The sequence below is a fragment of the Sphingomonas sp. 28-62-20 genome (assembly GCF_002281505.1).
On record NZ_NCGH01000030.1, the window covers coordinates 19,786 to 35,403 of the forward strand.

Consider the following 15,618-nt stretch of genomic DNA (forward strand, 5'->3'; position numbering starts at 1 on the left):
TTTAGAGACGATAGGCCGCTTGTAGACGGGACACGACGATGTCGCGCGTCATGTTCACGCCGAACTGCTTTGGATCGAAATCCTCCTGGCTCGACAGGGCTGCGACGAAATCGATCATGTCACTTTGGACCGTCGATGGCAGCGCATAACTTGCGTCTGTGGCGAGCAGCTGCAACATCCGGGCGACATCGTTACGATGCTTGCGAACGTCCTTTTCATCGACCCTCTCGCCGGCGCCGCGCCGTGCGTTGAGATCGAGCCAGGCACGCGCTTTGAACGGAATGATGGCTGCCTCGTCGAGCACCGGAATCCCGTCGAGGGGGCGCACCATGGTCTTGAGGAACTCGTAATAGCCGCTGTCGAGGAGGATGGCCGACAGGCTGGCGGCTTCCTCGTCGATGGGGAGCGGGGTCAGGTGGCTATCCGCGGCGAGGGAAATCCCCTCCGGCTTTCTGGAGAAGAGTTCGAGCATGGCCGGATAGGCTTTGTTCGCAGGTTTCTGGAATCGATAGAGGACGCGCGTCCCTTGGCTGTGTTGGCGGATCTCGTATCCACCGTCCTCGACAAAGCTCAGGAAGCGCTCGGAGAACGCTGCGTCGAGCGCCTCTACGATCAGGACGATGTCGAGATCCTTGGTTGCCCGAAAATCCAATCCAGCCGCATCCATCAGCAGCTCGCAGGCCGCCCCGCCGATCAGCACATACTGACTGTCATACCCCTCGAAATGCGCGCGAAAACGATCGATACCAGTTACCATCCAAAGGGCTCCAAAAGTTGCTGTGCTGCCTGAGCCACGCGCTCATCAGGGTCATTTCGCATGCTAAGATACAGTGAGAGCCGATCCACGACCGGCTCCCGCGTCAACGAGCGAGGATCATAGCTCCAGGTCTCGAGTTCGGCTCGATCGTCATCGTCGAACTCAAACCCGACTCTAAGCTCCAGGCTCTGTTGGAGTTGCTTCCACTGCGCAGCCGCGACGGCTCGATGCGGGAAACGCGGCTCCGCCAACATCGTGTAATGAGCAAGCGCGCTTTCACCTGCGAGGGGTGCAATTTCGCTGGGCAGGGTTCCTCTTACGGTGCGGACCTTCCGCACGGGCGACTGCAACCGTCCCTCCACTGCCTGCCAAAGCTCTCGATCGCGCACGACCAACTGTAGGCGGCGTTGACGCCCAACATGGCGCGCCTTGGCGATCTGAAGCGCCTCAAGTTCGTCCAGGGTGCGGCTCATGGTCATGATTGCCACTTGAAAGCGTTCCGCCAACCGGGTCAGATTCACGTCGTTGAGATCCTCGCCGAGAAGGCTCGCGAGGATGAGGAGCTGGGTACTCGGGCCGAATTGCTCGTTTGCGGGCGCAAGATTAGGCGGCGTGCGCTCGCGCAGATCGAGCAACGCTTCGGGAACGTAAAGCTGCGCACCTGGAGCCAAAAACCCGATCTGACGCTCCACCATCTGACGACGAACGACTGCTGGCACGTGCTCCAGCAGCAGGAGGACCAGGCGAACCCCCAGCTGTTGTCGGAGCAGGTCGCGATGCTTGATGAAGTTGGCGGTAGCACCTTGTCCGGGCGTTCGCATCGCCACGAGAAGTGCCGGCTCACCATTCAGCTGGCCTCGCCAGATTCGATAGCGATCAAGGAGGAAATGGGGGAGACCTTTGCCGTCCGCAGGCTCTAGCCCCATGCGTATGCCAAACGCCGTCTCGACGTAGGCATCGGCGGCTGCGGCCAGCGCATCAAGACCGGCATGTGTTCGCTTATCTAACATCACAGCGGCTATTTAACATCACTACTGTTAAAAAGATACCTGCTGTTAAATGGCGGCGTTGAGTGTCGTCCTGGACCAAGTGGACTGCATTGTGGCCGTACGAACCGGGTATCCCCCGGTCGTCCCTGCCAGCATACCACCGGGGCACAGATTTCCCACACAAATTGGCTAGGTCGTGGTTCGCACCTCGACATTACGGTGCGCGTCATTCGGCAGCTTCGCTCGCGCCGACGCTCAGGCCCGGCGGGACCGTGTTCTGGAATCTGCGTCCAGGCGGCCGCCGGCGACGAGTCGCCTCCTCTACTGAGTTTATGATGCGCCAATTATGTCCGTGCAGGGCGAACAATCGCGAGGAATTGCAAACTCTCCTGCCAGCTTCTCACCGCGATCGATTGCGTTCCGGCGGCTTGTGGTCCCGGACCTGCCGAACAGGCGCGACGCGCGGTTGCCCGGTCGCATGCTCGGCCCCGCGTTGCATCGATGCGCTCGTATCCCGGACGATGGCCGGGCGGATCGTGCGGCCGGCGGCAACATGGGCATCGAACTGCGCGCGCGCCACTGTCATCACGCGGCCCACGGCTTCCGGATTATCGAACAATGTACGCCGGATCACGGCTTCCATCACCCGCAATTGGCTGTCGACCGCTCGGTCATTGGGTAGTGATCGTTCATCCGCGCGACCTCCTCTTTGTCGCCCAGACGCTCCGGGGTCGTTCGACGAACCCGCGGGCGTCGACTGACGGGCATCGGCGACATCGCGGCCGATCATTGGCGCGATCGTATTCTTGCTGGCATCGCTACGCAGTCGGTCAAGTTCCTGAAGATCGCGATCGTTCGGCTTGTAGCCTCTGACCTCCAGGCCCTTCTGGGCGGCTTCAAGCCAGGCTGATCGCCGGAATGCGTCGGTCCCTGTGACATGGATCCGCTCCCAACCGCGGTGCTGCGCGATGGCGACGAGATCCTTCACAACCTCCTGGCTCTCGGTTGCAGTAACGAGCCGCCGGCCCTGATCGCGAAACGCCGGATCCTTCATTTCGGCCGAGGTAAAAAAGGCTGGCTCGCCCGACCATTTGGCCTTGTCTGCATAGTAGCGCTTTCGCACCGCCTCGGGCAGATCGCCGGCCTCCACCGAGGGAGCTTTTGGTTTCCGGGCGGGCTCACCCCCGCGGCCTTCGCCAACCGCAGGCCCGACCGGTTTGGGCTCAGGCGCTTGCCCCGCTGGCGCGGGCGTCTTGCCGCGCTCCTTGTCATCAACGGCGACGCTGTTGGTCTTGGCGCGCGGCTTGGGCGCCACTGCCTTGTCCTCATCGGCCATGATCATGCCTTTCCGTCACTAGAGCCTTGGATGGTTCGGGATCATCATCGGGTTCGAGGACCGCGCGCGCTGTCATTGCCATCACGAAAGCGAGCGCCGCCTTTTCGTCCCCGGGGGGCGGAAGCTCCTCGAGCTCGCCCAGGACGAGCATGTCGTCTGTGATCTCGGCATAGCCGGACAGTTCGTCATCGGTCAGCGTACGGGTCACAAGAGGCTCTTCCTCGGTGGGGGGCAGGGTGAGGAGGGCCGCGCGCTTCGCCTCGATCGCTTGGCCAAGGACATCCGAACCGGCAGCTCCGGTGGCTGTCGCCGACCCTGGCTTCGTTTGCGGGATCACGATCGGGCGCGGTGCTACCTTGGGTGGATCCGAGATCCGGCTCGTAAACCGGCGCGACCGGAAATATTCGATCTTGCGCGCCCGGACCGGGGGGATACCGCCGCGCAGCAACAGCAGCTCGCCCTTTGGCATCTGCATCAGTTCCTGTGGCATCATCAACGCCCGACGCTGATCCGACTCTGAAATGCTGCGATTGGCGAGCATGCCATGGATAGTCCGGCTCTTCGACTTTACGTTCATCGTGAAGAAGCCGAGCCGCTCGGAGAGTTCATTGGCGACCCTCAGCTCCTTCGGTGTGAAAACCACTTCCAGACCGCAGTTGGCGATAATCTCGTCGGTGACGTCCGCACCGTAGATTCCCCGCGGTTGCGAGCGGCTCTGGATTACCGGCAACAAGCGTAGCCCGTAGCCGGCGACATAGGAAAAGGCCGACGCGATCACCGGTGCCTTGCCCAGCCGAGCGAATTCATCGAGCAGCAGGAGGACGGGCACCTGGCCCCCTGAGGCCGGCAGCTCCCGTGTGTTGAGGTCGATCAGCTGCTGCAGGAAGAGATTATACACCGGCGCGATGCGGTCGATGTTGTCTGGTGATACGCCCAGATAGATCGAGATCCGCTCGCGGCGGACCTGGCGCAGATCGAAGTCGGTCTCCGACGTCGCTGCATCGACATACGGGTTAAGCCAGAGGCTGAGCTTCGAGGTGATCGTCTGCTTGATACCGGAGAAGGTGTTGTCGGACGCGGAGGTGAAGTCGCTCAACGCCGAGACGCAGGCCTGGCTTAGGCGCTGCCCGCGCTTCTGCGCTTCCTCGACGACCTTGGGCAGCTCGACCTTGGGATCGCCGGTTGTCAGCCGCCGGTAGATTTCACCGATCGTGAAGGGGAGGGCGGGGTTCGCCGCAACAAGGGCGCCGACGCCGACGAAGGCCGCGCGCGCGGCTTCAGCCCAGAAGGGATCGGCCTTTTCGGGTGCTGGAAACAGCATGCCGCCGATCTTCTGGAGTTCGTTGACCACGTCGACGTCGTCGAGACGATCGATGAAGCTCAGCGGATTATACCGTGCGGTCCGCCCTTCGGGATCGAGCGGGTCGAACAGATAGACCTTTTGGCCGTGACGCGCCCGGAAGCCGGCGGTGATGTCCCAATTCTCCCGCTTCACGTCGAGCACCACAACGGAATCGGCCCAGCTTAAAAGGTTCGGAATGACCACGCCTACGCCCTTGCCGGCACGCGTCGGCGCCTCGAGCAGAACATGCTCGGTCCCGCCGAACACAAGATAACGGCCGCCCTTCTGGCCGACGATGATGCCACTTTTGCTGCGCAGCAGTTCGTGCCGGATCTCGCTTTCACGCGCAAACCGCGCTTCGCCGTGCAGCGAGCGCCCTTGCTTTAGGATGACGAGCAGGATGACGAACGCGATGGCGCCGCTGACCAGCGCGCCCCGCTGCAGCCACAGGTGGAGGAGTGGATCGCCGCGATAGTACCAGAGCCACGCGGGCACCGTCGTGATCTGCATACGCGGACCGATTTGCTTCAAGCCGACAAGCGCCACCAGCACCGCGCACAAGGCGCAGAGGATGAGCACTGCCGCGAGAACCCCCGCGACGATCGCGACCTTAGTGAGCGGTCGTGCGTCCGACAGGCGGATCAAAATATACCTCCTCGACTTCGAACTTTCCGGCGTGCTTGCGGGTCTGGACAACGACGTCGACCAGCATGCGAAGCAGCCCGCGGATGTCGTCGCGGGCGAGATCCCGCCCGCCCTCCGATTCCTTGACCAGCAAAGTGAGCTGCTCGAATGCGCCCATGGCCGAGCCGGCATGGACCGTCGTGATCGAGCCGGGATGGCCCGAGTTGACGTTGCGCAGATAGAAGAAGGCCGTACCGTCGCGCAGCTCCTGCAGCAGAATGCGATCGGGGCGCATACGCAGCGCGCTTTCGAGCAATTGCTTGGGGCCAACCTTGGCCAGACCCTGCCGCTCGCTTGAATAGACCATATGCACGACGTTGCGATGCTCGACGACGAGTTCGCGCGTATCCTCGATCGTGAGCAAGCGCTCATGCGCCGGGATCAGCTGGATCAGCGCCTTGGCGAAGGTGGTCTTGCCTGACCCCGTCGCGCCGCTGACCAGGATGTTCTTGCGGGCAGCGACGGCGGTCCTGAAGAAGGACGGCCAGTCACCGGCATCGCGTTGCGCTACCAGCTGCGCATCGACCCCGCCGAGCCCGCGTGCGGCAGAGCGCGTGCCCTTGAACAGTCCCGTGTTGGCGAGTTGATCGATTGCGAGGTTGACGCGCGAGGGCTTGCGCACCGTGAAGGATGGCGCCCCGGTCGGCGTCACTGACGGTATGACGATCTGGCAGCGCTCGCCACCAGGCAATATCGTCGAGCAGATCGGAGTCTCTGCATTGACGTCCTGCCGGGTGAAACTCGCGGCGGCGACGGCGAGCGTCGCGAGCCAGTCGCTGTCGAGTTCGGCGACATCATGCCAATGCCAGCCCTGATGATCCTCGATGCCGACCTCGCCGGGCTTGTTGATCACAAGCTCCGTCACCTCGACCGGCTCCAGCAGTGGCAGGATCGGTGCCAGGTAGTGGCGCAGGACGGCGGTATCGCTCACGTCAGCGCCGCAGCTCAAGATTGTAGACGTCGGCGAAGTTGAAGTCCTTGGCGACGAAGATCCCGACTTCCTCGCCCTGATTCTTTTTGAGCACGGGGCGGATGTTGATGCTGTTCTGGAGTGCGATGCCCGCGCCTTCGCTCGGCGTGCGCGTCGTGTTGTTGAAGTTGTTGCTGCCGCCCGACACCGATTGACCGGCGATATAGGCGGCGTCGTCGACCAAGGAGAGCAGCAATGCGCTGCCGAACCGCGCCCAGAAGAATGTGTCGACCGATCCGGCTATTCCCGCTCGGCCGAGCGCGTCCGAGCCGGGCGACGCCAGGTCGATGCGGACTCCCTGCGGGGTCACGGCTCGCGTCCACAGAACGAAGAGACGGTTCTGCCCCTGCTGGATGCCGCCATGATATTCGCCGAGCACCTTCGTGCCCTTCTCCATCAGCACCACCCGACCATTTTCGGAATAGACGTCGCGCGGGATCAAACAGGAGGTGTAGCCGGGCTGCGCCGAGTTCATGGCAGTCTGGAGAATACACGGGATCAGCGTTCCGGCGGTCACGAGATAGTTGCGGTTCGGCAGCATCGAGGCCCGCGCTTCGCCGACCGCGGAACTCTGTCGAAGCGCGTCCAGCGCATTGGGCGTGCCGCGGGCGGCCTGGCCCGCAGATCCATCGCCGGCTGTTTCTGGCTGGGCGGGATCGGCGCTGGTCCCGGCTCCCGAAGCGCGCATCGCGTCCCGGCCGCCATAGGCGATCAGTGTCGATCGCCGTGCCTGGTCGGCCAGGTTCTGGCGATTGTTCTGCGGTGCCGCGGCCGGGGCCGCTCCCGATTGAATTGCGGGTACGATCTGGCCATCAGGGCCGACGACCTGTGCACCAGGCGGTGGGTTGATGACCGGCGCGTTGGGATCAACGGCTGCTAGGCCGAGCGGCTTGGCCTTTGCAGCGACAGCATCATAAGCGACCGTCTCGCGCGCCGCGAGATCGGGTCGCCGTGCCATTGATTCGGGTTTCGCCATCAAGCTGCTGACATTCTTGCTCGGTCCCGAATTCACCCACAGAATGCCGAGCACCATCGCCGTGCCGGCGAAGATCAGCGCTGTGTTGCGCTTCGCCGGCGTCATGCCGCCGATCGGGTCGATACCGCGTTCGCGGATGATCTCGTCGCGCTCGGGCGTGGGATCGCCATGCGGGCGACGACGGTCCTCAGGCGCAGATTCGTCCATCGCGCTCACTCCTTCGGGTCTTGAATGGTGCGCTCGACATGCGGCGACGCAGTGTTCGTGCCGTAGTCGACACCGTAAGGGGTCGGTGCCAGATTATAGATGCACAGCACCTCTCGGTTACGGCGCAGTCGGAGTTGAGCCGCAACGGCATGCACCACAACGAATTCGTCTCGCACATCGAACGGGACAAGGCTTTCCGAGCCATCCGGCCGAACAAGGTAGATCGCCGGAATCTCATGGTTTCCTGGAAAGCGCAGGACCGTGAACTGGCCGTTGTCGGAGATCTCCGACGGCTGGAGGTCGCTCGAGCCCTGGACCTTGTAATTCAAATTGCGCGGCCCCTCTATCACACCATGATCGAGCGCACCGCGAACGACGCTCGCCTGAAGCGCCGCGACGCGTTGCGCCTCTTGGGTCGCCCGCATCCGGGCCGCGCGGTCTGCTTCATCACGCGGGTAGCGGAAACGGACCTGGAAGAAGGTGTTACTGCTGCCACGACCGATCGGCCCCCGGCGCGTCGTCAGCTCGAACGCGTAGTTGCGAAGCTCGCCGCCGCGATTGGTCGTGACGATAAGGTTGGTTGGACCTGCGCGCTCGCGTGGCTTCAGGAAAAGGATGTGACCGGCGACCGCCACTTCCCAAGATACCGTGTCCCCGAGTGCGACATGCTCGATCGTCTCGTCGGCACCGAGGACGACCTGCGTCGCCGTGCGGAACGTGCCGACGATGCGGTAGACTTGGGTCTCCTGATATTCGACGAACTTCACGCGCTGGTCTGCGGGTCCCGCGCGCGGCGTATCCTCGGCGAGGGCAGGCGCGGCGACGAGCGCGAGGATGCCTGCGAGATGGATCAGCCGCTTCACCGCACCACCTCCGGGTCGGCGCGGTAGTTTTGGACCTGAAACCCAAGCGGGTTACGGTACCGGTCGCCCTCCGCCATCGGCGCGTTGGTGTACTGGAAGGTCACCGTCGCGATCCAATCACTGCTCTGCGTATCCGTTTCGGTCTGCACCGTGCGGGTGAAGCGCACGTTGGCAACACGGTCATTGATGAAGGCGATGTTGCGGACACGGGCCTGGACCACCGCACCTTTGCCCCAGACGACCTGTGGACTCGCCGCGTTGTTCGAACTGAAAAAGCGACCCCAGCGCTGCTGCTCGCCCGGCTCGGACAGGATGGTGACGGCCCTGAAATTCTCTTCGGCCGCCGCCGGCAACCAGCTCTCTCGTTGCCTGACATATTGCGCGAGGAAAAATTTCGTGACCGCCTCGTCGTAGCGCATCGGCTTCTGGGTGAGGGTGGTCTGCACATCCACCGCGCCCGTCGTCTGGTTGACCCGGATGATATACGGCATGACGGTTTTCAGCGGGGCAAGGCCCGCGAGCGCGAACCCCTCCGCAGCTGACACGATCATCGCCAGGCCAGCCACGATCCACGCTATGCGCTCGGATCGAAGCGACTTGCGCTGGCGATCCTGATCCCAGGATCGTGCCTGCCCGAAATAGAGCTCGGCGTCCTTTGCGGGCACGCCCTCCGCCTGGCTGCGCATGGTCAGCAACTCCCAAAGGATCGAGGATCCGTCCGCGCGGAAGTCTTTTCGGGCGCGGGGTCGGGAACCGGCGGCGGCGGTGTCCCGCCTTCGATCGGTTGCTTGATCTGCGGCACGGGTGGCGGGGCCGGGGGCGCAACCACGGCCGGCAATGGTGAACCGGGCAAAACGCTTCCATAGATGTTCGCGTCACGCAGGTGCTTGCCGTTGCAAACCGGCAGCTTCTTTGGCCCCGATGCCCCGCTCGCCAACGCCGGGAGCAGGGTGATGACGATTGTCGAACGCCGAAGCCATCGGACTATCGAGGAGGACCTCGTCATAGGTTTTTCCTTGTCATGCGCGGCTGACCGAACCGCCGCGCTGAGCGGCCCGTTCAAGGTTGCGACTGTTGCGGGCGATGCGGCTCTGCTGAAACGGTGCCGCCATCGTTCCCCAGGCCGAGCCGGCGAAGGCGCCGACACCGGCGGCGGCACCGCCGGCGATGCCGGTGGCGATCGAAGGCGCCTGGAAGAAGAAGATCGTTCCCAGGAAGATGTAGACCGAGAACAGGACCGCTCCGATCGTCACATCGGGAGTGCCTTCGGCGGTTGCCAGTGCCGTTGCGCCGAGATCGGTAATGAGGGTAGTGATGGCGATGATCACCGCCATCAGCACGATGTAATTGAACACCTGTCCCAGCCAGCCGTAGAAGAAGCGGCGGGTTGTCTCGAAGAGCGAGAGCGCAATGAAGATCGGGCCGAGCGCGATCACCACGGCGAGCGCGACTTTTGCGAAGACAGTGATTGCAAAGCCGATCGCTGCCGATAGCCCGGCAAGACCGTAGATCAGGATCGCCAACGTCAGCAGGACGAGCTTCCACGGGTTGATGTCGAGATATGTTTCGGCCTCGGTCCGGATGATCCGGACGATATTGTCGACCTGACCGAAATAGTCGTCGAACACGGCGCCCACGCTGGTGATGGTTTTGCCGGCAAGCGCTTGCGAGATCGTGTCTGGCATCCCGTGAAAGAGCGGGTTGGTTATCCAATCGGAATAGGCGACCGTGGTCGCCGCGACGTACAGGAGGCAGAGTTTGACCATCCGGTAGAAGAGTTCGCCCCACGGCTCACTGACGATACCGCGCATGACCATGTAACCGAACAAGGCGATATAGATCACGAGCCCCAGCGCCAGCGGCCCCCGCACAACATCGATCACATTGTTGAGCCGCTCGTTCAGGAAAAGATCGAGCTTGCCGTCGATGTTGGTGTAGATATCCGCGAAGAGTGTGGACGCCATGACCGAGCCTTCGCCTATTTGGGACCAAGCGAGCGGTCGAGTTTGTCCGCATTCTCGATCGCCTTTGCGTTGCTGCACTCTTGCGCGTCGGTATGAGTGCCGTCCGCGCACGCCGCAAGGATCTGCGACCGAAGCTTAGGATCGGACTTCAATTCCGCCTTGCCGGCGGACTGTCCGCAGCCGGCGACCAGGATCGTCAGTAGGATCGCGCAGGTGCCGACGGCACGCTTCATGGTCGGCTACCCAGGCTCTGTTCGAGCTTTGCGAGGCCAGCCTCACCTTCGCGCTGGGAGCGGAGCCGCGCTTCGGCCGCCTGCCGCATTTGGAGCGCCTGCAACTGCACGGCGTCATTCTGGATGTGCGCGTTTTCGACCCCGATCCGGGCCTGGATATCCATCACGTCCTTGGCGTCCGATGCCGTGTCGAGCGAGGATCGAAGCTCCTCTAGACCCGCCGTTCGCTTGGTGGTCACACCGTAGGCCGCCTCGGCGATCGCCGCGTCGCGCGCCGCCATGTCTCCGTTGCGTGAGATGGCATCGCGGTTCGTCCGTTCGAAGCCGGTGGCGTCGGGGCGAAGGTCGGGCAATGCCACGCGGTTGCTGCTGCGGATCCGATTTGCTGCCGATCCGAGGCTGCCGAGCCCAGCCATGTCCGAGGACATCAGGCGCTGAATGTCTCGCGCCTCACTCGGGAGGAGGTGGCGCACCGCGTCGGTGTTCAGCGACGAGGCGATCTGGTTGACGTTCGTGAGCTTGTTGACGCTGTCGAACATATCGGTCGCTTGGGAGATTTGCTGCTTGCCCTGCTCGATCATCGCCAAAGTGTTTTTCACAGTCGATAGCGTCTGCAGGAACGTGCTGGAGTCATAGACCGGGATGCCCTGCGCATAAGCCGGCACCGACGCTGCCAGTCCGCTGGCTATCGCTAGCACTTGAATTATTCTCATGACCTTTATCCTTTCCTTCGGGTGGTAATTCGACGACGCTCGTGGAAGATGGGCAACCATATGGCGGGGTCGTCGCCGTGCTCGCGCCGGACCTGGTCGAGGATGCCGACAGTTTCCGTAGTGCCTGAAAGGACCGCGAGCTCGTCCGACAGCCCGCCGAGGTCGAGTTCGACGACGATGGAATCGTGACCCTGCTTGACGAGAAAGCGGCGGCTCTCCGGTATAAGATCGTTCCTGATCAGCTTGAATTCGGCGCGTGTGAGGCCGAGGCCGTCGATATAGTCCACCTCGCGGCCGTGAGGGTTCGGCAGGAGGATCTTGGTCGCGACCTGCTCCATGATGCTGTGCGAGATGTCGGACCGCAGCGCGTCGGCCGGGCTTTGCGTGCCGAACACCAGGAAGGCATTCTGCTTGCGATAGGTTTTGAGGCCATCCTGGGCGAAAGCGCGGAACGCATCGTCGCCGAGCGCCTTCCAGAATTCATCAATGTCGATAACCAGGCGCCGGCCGTCGAGCAGCGCGTCGATGCGGTGGAACATATACATCATGAGCGGGGTGCGGATCTCGGGATTGTCGAGAAAGTCCGTCATGTCGAAGCCGATGAACCTGGCCTCAAGCGTCAGCTCGTCCCGGTCATTGTCGAATACCCAGCCAAGAGCACCTCCGCGCGACCATTTTTCGAGCCGCGCGCCGATACCTTCCGGATCGCGCTGGCCGAGCAGCTGGCGCAACGCGAGGATGGATCGCTGTTCCGGCGGCAGCCGTCCGATCGAGAGGATACCCTCGTCGATCATGCGCTCCTGCGTTACGCCGAGCTGGCTACCGGCGGGGGTGACGAGGTGCCGGATGAGCCGCCCCAAGAACACGATATTCCCGGGAGTCTGCTCCAGCGCGCGGAGCGGTGCGAACCCCGTCGGGACACCATTCCTAAGGGCGAGGTATGTCCCGCCCGACGACCGCACATAGATCTCGGCGCCGCGGTCCTTATCGATGAAGATTTGCTGCGCGCCGGTCTTCTCGAGCTGCGCCATCAGGAAATTCTGGACGACGGTCTTGCCACCACCCGATGGTCCGATGATCAGCGTGTGGCCGAGATCGTTGACATGGAAATTGAAGTAGAACGGAGACTGCGCCGCCGTCTTCATCAGCGCGATCGCCGCGCCCCAATGATTGCCATCGGGCTTTCCCGCGGGGAAGGTATGGAATGGCGAGAGGGCGGCGAAATTTCGCGAGGTGATAGCCGCGGGCCGGGCGCGCCACGCGAAGTTGCCCGGAAGCTGCGACCAGAAAGCGGCCTCGAGTGCCGGGCCTTCCCGTGCGGCTACGAGACCGGCATCGGCTAGCGCAGCCCGCGCCGTCGAGAGATTCTCGGCAAGCCGCTTCTGATTTTCTCCGAAGACTGCGAGCGAGAAATGGTGCTCGCCCAAGACGAAACGATTGCTCTGCAGATCATCGGCGGCATCGGCCAGCTCAAGAGCCTGGCTGGCTGCGGCGTCTTCAGTCGAAGCCATCTGGTTCTGGCGACGGCGGAGGCGCTCAGACGCCCGCGCCTTTCCCATGAACGCGAAGGATTGTGTAACGACAAAGGCGAAGCCCTGCGAGAGGAGGGCGTTCAACTGGCCAGGGCGGGTCATCGCCGGATACTCGCGAATGCCGAACAGGCCAACGAAACGGCTTTCATCATGCGCACGTACTTCAACCGTCTCCCGGCCGAAGATGACGCGCTCACCGTATATGGCGGAACCAAGATGACCGCGGACCAGCGGCACCCGAGCCGCGCGACCCATCATCACCAGTTCGAGCACCTCGAGTGGCTGTGAGAACATCAGGCCATTATGCTCATAGAGGCTGAGGCGCTGCGGCCGGCATCGGGCCAGCAGCTTCTCGATGTCGCGGGCCTTGTCCTCGAAACGGGCGAGTTCGTCCTCATCGACCTCCTGGCCTTCCTTTCGCGCTGTCGACAGGCGGCGCAGGAGGACGCCGGTGCGATCTGCCGAGCCTACCGAAGGACGCATGATCATCGTCAGGTATAGCTCGTTGACGAACATGCGCTTGGCGGTGACGCGCGCCCTGTACTTTGCGTCCAAATCGGCTGCGAAGGCCGACCGGAACTCGCCTTCCGGGTAATCGGTGATGGGGCGGCGGACGATGTGCGTCCAGATTGCGAGGCGATCGTCCGCGATATTGCGCAGAGTGCCGTTCAGTTTCTCGTGCCAGTCGTTGAGATGGACGGGATCGGCTGTTTCGAAGGCGAGACCGTCGAGCTGGAACATCATCATGAGATCGCGGCCGTCGAGCGCGATCACGTGATCGTTGATGTGGCGCGCATAGGGCAGGTAGCGCGCGGGGTCGGCCTCGTTCTTGAGGATCCGCCAAGGTGTCCGGGCTGAAGCCCCGCCCAACGAGGAGGCGCGACTAGCCACGGGCAAATCCCCTGCGCCTGGCGCCATCGACGGGCAGCGGTGAATAGGAGCTTCCTCCCCACCAACCGCGGTTGCGGCAACGGGCCTTGGTCGTCGTCCATAGCCACAACAGGCGAAACGCATTGGCGTCGTGGCGCACGATCAGCCTGGCGATCGCCAGAAACGCGCCGGCCAGCGCCAATGCGTAGAGAGGGTTACCGGTGATGATGAGGGTCAGGCACGCGGCCAGCGCGATGGGCAGCGACGCCTCGATCGGTACCCCGAGCCACATCGTCGGCCGCGTCACGGCGAGAAAGAGGGTCTCTTCCCTAAGCTTTTCGTCGTCCACCGCCGCGTACTCACGCGCCGCCGGTGATGGTATCGACGATCCACTGCGCGCTGAACACGATGAAGATGCCGACAATGACCGTGACTAAGAGCCCGAGGCTTGCTCGACCCGTAAAGAACATGAAACCGACGATGACGACGGCGATCACCGCGATCGTCTTCGCGAACGTGCCGGTCAGCCAGGTCTTGATGTTCTCCGCCATCGACGTGATGCCATCGGCTGATTGGGCATAAGCCGGGTCGGTCAGCAGCAACGACACTGCGCAAACGGCGACCAACAGCGCGAGATATTGCGCGATCGAGCGACGCCGCGGTGTGAGCCATGACCTTGGAGCAGTAGCTTGGGCGGTCATTCGACTTGTCCTTTCGGTGAAATGCTGGAGGCCCCCCCGAAGACCATCAATGTCGCCGTCTGCGCGCCTGCAGTCGTGTCCCATGGCATCCGAGTATCCGGTGTCCGCGCTACCTCTGGCTCTGGCTCTGCCGCTGGCGTCACCGCGATCGGCGGGCGTGCAGTCGACGGCCCGGTGGCATTGACGAGCTCATTTCGGATCGCCGGTACGACGACGCTCGATGAGGCGTAGACGCGGCCGACGTAGCCGTTGCCAAAGCCACGCGAGCGGCTGCCCGTGTTGTACATCGACATGGCCGTCGCGATGGCCGCCTCGGTCGTAAGGCTCGATTGCGCGACGGCGAGGTAGTTGCTCGAGAGCACGCGAGCGGACGCTGCAAGGTTGCGGCAGGGATCGAAGGCGTCTTCGACAGAAAGTCCGAGCCATCGCAGATTGGCGCTGTTGATTTGGCCAAGCCCGAGGTCGATGTTGTAGCCTCGGGCAATCAGCGATCGGGCGGCTGCGGTCGCCGAAGCGCGATCGACCGGGTGGGGCGCTTTCACCCCCTTGGCGTTGACGCCGATCGCGTAGGGATTGAAGCGGCTCTCGGTGTGCACCAAAGAAACTAGGGTCTCCACCGCAACCGATGGGGCGCATTGGCGCGACAAGGCGACCACGGTTGCGATTTCGAGGATCACTGTGGCGTGGTCCCCGGCTCAGTCGCAGCTGCCGGCAGGCCTTCGATGTTCGCCAACGAATATGTCTGCTGATGCCCGTCGTTGAACGTCATCACGACTCGGCGGCGGGTCGCGGAATCACTATCATACACTTTGGTCTTGGCAACGCCGCCACCCGAGCAACCTGGGAACGAGCCCCCGGTTGCCAGGCGTTGCCATAGCTTCGTCATGGGAGGAATGCAGGCGCCGTACTGTGTCGCGCCACCAGGATTGGAGAGGCACAGCAGAACCTGGCAACCGAGATCGTTTGCCTGCGCAGGCGCTATCGGCAAGCAGACCGCCAATAACGGGGCGGCGAAGACGGGACGCCAGCGCTGCATCTTTTCCTCCTTGTCGCAGCACAGTGCAAAGCAAAGGCGGCGACGTTTATCCTTCGAAAATCACTACTCTTTTGAGCCCGGCGGACGCATTTTGAGCAATCCCCCCACAAAGGGGGATCGCTACCAGCATCATGCGCCACGCGGAGCGGCGCCAATCCGGCGCTGCTCCTTCAAGAATTCGGCGAGCGCTGCCTCTTGGTCAGGGCGCAGGGCGTCCACCGCGCCCAGAGGCTCCAGCGTGTTTGCGCTGAGCAGGATCGAGGGACAGCGTCCTTCATAATTGCCCAGATTGGGCCTGTGTTGCTGGTATCCGACCAACGCCGCAAGATCGGGGGCGAATGTCCGCGCCACATTCGGGGGATATACCAGCCACTGATTTTCATAGGGCTTGAGCCACCCGAGACAGTAGCTGACGATCATTCCCTGGCGCACGTCAGCCGACCGA

General features: G+C 62.9%; 16 protein-coding genes and 1 pseudogene. All 17 read right to left on the minus strand.

What is annotated here, in order from left to right:
* Position 1 precedes the first annotated feature (1 nt).
* Positions 2 to 757, minus strand: coding sequence for a hypothetical protein (locus tag B7Y43_RS18195; protein WP_374133097.1), 756 nt, complete (start codon positions 755 to 757; stop codon positions 2 to 4).
* The gene (locus tag B7Y43_RS18200) at positions 751 to 1,767 is read right to left on the minus strand and encodes a hypothetical protein (protein WP_374133098.1); all 1,017 of its coding nucleotides are present in this window, start codon (positions 1,765 to 1,767) and stop codon (positions 751 to 753) included. The genes B7Y43_RS18195 and B7Y43_RS18200 overlap by 7 nt, the downstream gene beginning before the upstream one ends.
* A 379-nt stretch (positions 1,768 to 2,146) precedes the next feature.
* Positions 2,147 to 3,088, minus strand: a complete 942-nt coding sequence (locus B7Y43_RS18205; protein ID WP_374133099.1) for an LPD7 domain-containing protein — start codon at positions 3,086 to 3,088, stop codon at positions 2,147 to 2,149.
* Positions 3,072 to 5,069, minus strand: a complete 1,998-nt coding sequence (locus B7Y43_RS18210; protein ID WP_374133100.1) for a type IV secretory system conjugative DNA transfer family protein — start codon at positions 5,067 to 5,069, stop codon at positions 3,072 to 3,074. The genes B7Y43_RS18205 and B7Y43_RS18210 overlap by 17 nt, the downstream gene beginning before the upstream one ends.
* Positions 5,035 to 6,039 carry a P-type DNA transfer ATPase VirB11 gene (gene virB11 / locus B7Y43_RS18215; protein WP_374133101.1) on the minus strand — a complete coding sequence of 335 codons (1,005 nt, stop codon included), beginning with the start codon at positions 6,037 to 6,039 and terminating at the stop codon, positions 5,035 to 5,037. The genes B7Y43_RS18210 and virB11 overlap by 35 nt, the downstream gene beginning before the upstream one ends.
* A 1-nt stretch (position 6,040) precedes the next feature.
* On the minus strand, positions 6,041 to 7,261 hold the full coding sequence (gene virB10, locus B7Y43_RS18220) for a type IV secretion system protein VirB10 (RefSeq protein ID WP_374133102.1): 1,221 nt from the start codon (positions 7,259 to 7,261) through the stop codon (positions 6,041 to 6,043).
* 5 nt (positions 7,262 to 7,266) lie between these two features.
* Positions 7,267 to 8,124, minus strand: coding sequence for a TrbG/VirB9 family P-type conjugative transfer protein (gene virB9 / locus B7Y43_RS18225; protein WP_374133103.1), 858 nt, complete (start codon positions 8,122 to 8,124; stop codon positions 7,267 to 7,269).
* Positions 8,121 to 8,810 (minus strand): virB8 family protein, encoded by a 690-nt coding sequence (locus B7Y43_RS18230; RefSeq protein WP_046194749.1) that lies wholly within the window; start codon positions 8,808 to 8,810, stop codon positions 8,121 to 8,123. The genes virB9 and B7Y43_RS18230 overlap by 4 nt, the downstream gene beginning before the upstream one ends.
* Before the next feature lie 333 nt (positions 8,811 to 9,143).
* Complete coding sequence (locus tag B7Y43_RS18235; protein WP_374133104.1) at positions 9,144 to 10,088, minus strand: type IV secretion system protein; 945 nt, start codon at positions 10,086 to 10,088, stop codon at positions 9,144 to 9,146.
* Positions 10,089 to 10,102: 14 nt separating this feature from the next.
* Positions 10,103 to 10,321: an EexN family lipoprotein gene (locus tag B7Y43_RS18240; RefSeq protein WP_374133105.1), complete on the minus strand. Its 219-nt coding sequence runs from the start codon at positions 10,319 to 10,321 to the stop codon at positions 10,103 to 10,105.
* Positions 10,318 to 11,034, minus strand: coding sequence for a type IV secretion system protein (locus B7Y43_RS18245; protein ID WP_374133106.1), 717 nt, complete (start codon positions 11,032 to 11,034; stop codon positions 10,318 to 10,320). The genes B7Y43_RS18240 and B7Y43_RS18245 overlap by 4 nt, the downstream gene beginning before the upstream one ends.
* Positions 11,035 to 11,039: 5 nt before the next feature.
* A complete protein-coding gene (locus tag B7Y43_RS18250; RefSeq protein ID WP_374133107.1) occupies positions 11,040 to 13,457 on the minus strand; it encodes a VirB4 family type IV secretion/conjugal transfer ATPase in 2,418 nt (805 codons plus the stop codon).
* Entirely contained in the window at positions 13,450 to 13,785 is a 336-nt protein-coding gene (locus tag B7Y43_RS18255; RefSeq protein WP_374133108.1) for a type IV secretion system protein VirB3, read from the minus strand. Before B7Y43_RS18255 ends, B7Y43_RS18250 begins: the two co-directional genes overlap by 8 nt.
* 10 nt (positions 13,786 to 13,795) lie before the next feature.
* Positions 13,796 to 14,137 (minus strand): TrbC/VirB2 family protein, encoded by a 342-nt coding sequence (locus tag B7Y43_RS18260; RefSeq protein ID WP_374133109.1) that lies wholly within the window; start codon positions 14,135 to 14,137, stop codon positions 13,796 to 13,798.
* Entirely contained in the window at positions 14,134 to 14,814 is a 681-nt protein-coding gene (locus B7Y43_RS18265; RefSeq protein ID WP_374133110.1) for a lytic transglycosylase domain-containing protein, read from the minus strand. The genes B7Y43_RS18260 and B7Y43_RS18265 overlap by 4 nt, the downstream gene beginning before the upstream one ends.
* On the minus strand, positions 14,811 to 15,173 hold the full coding sequence (locus B7Y43_RS18270) for a hypothetical protein (protein WP_374133111.1): 363 nt from the start codon (positions 15,171 to 15,173) through the stop codon (positions 14,811 to 14,813). The genes B7Y43_RS18265 and B7Y43_RS18270 overlap by 4 nt, the downstream gene beginning before the upstream one ends.
* A 129-nt stretch (positions 15,174 to 15,302) precedes the next feature.
* Positions 15,303 to 15,618 (minus strand): annotated as a pseudogene (locus B7Y43_RS18275) (phytanoyl-CoA dioxygenase family protein); the annotation flags it as partial.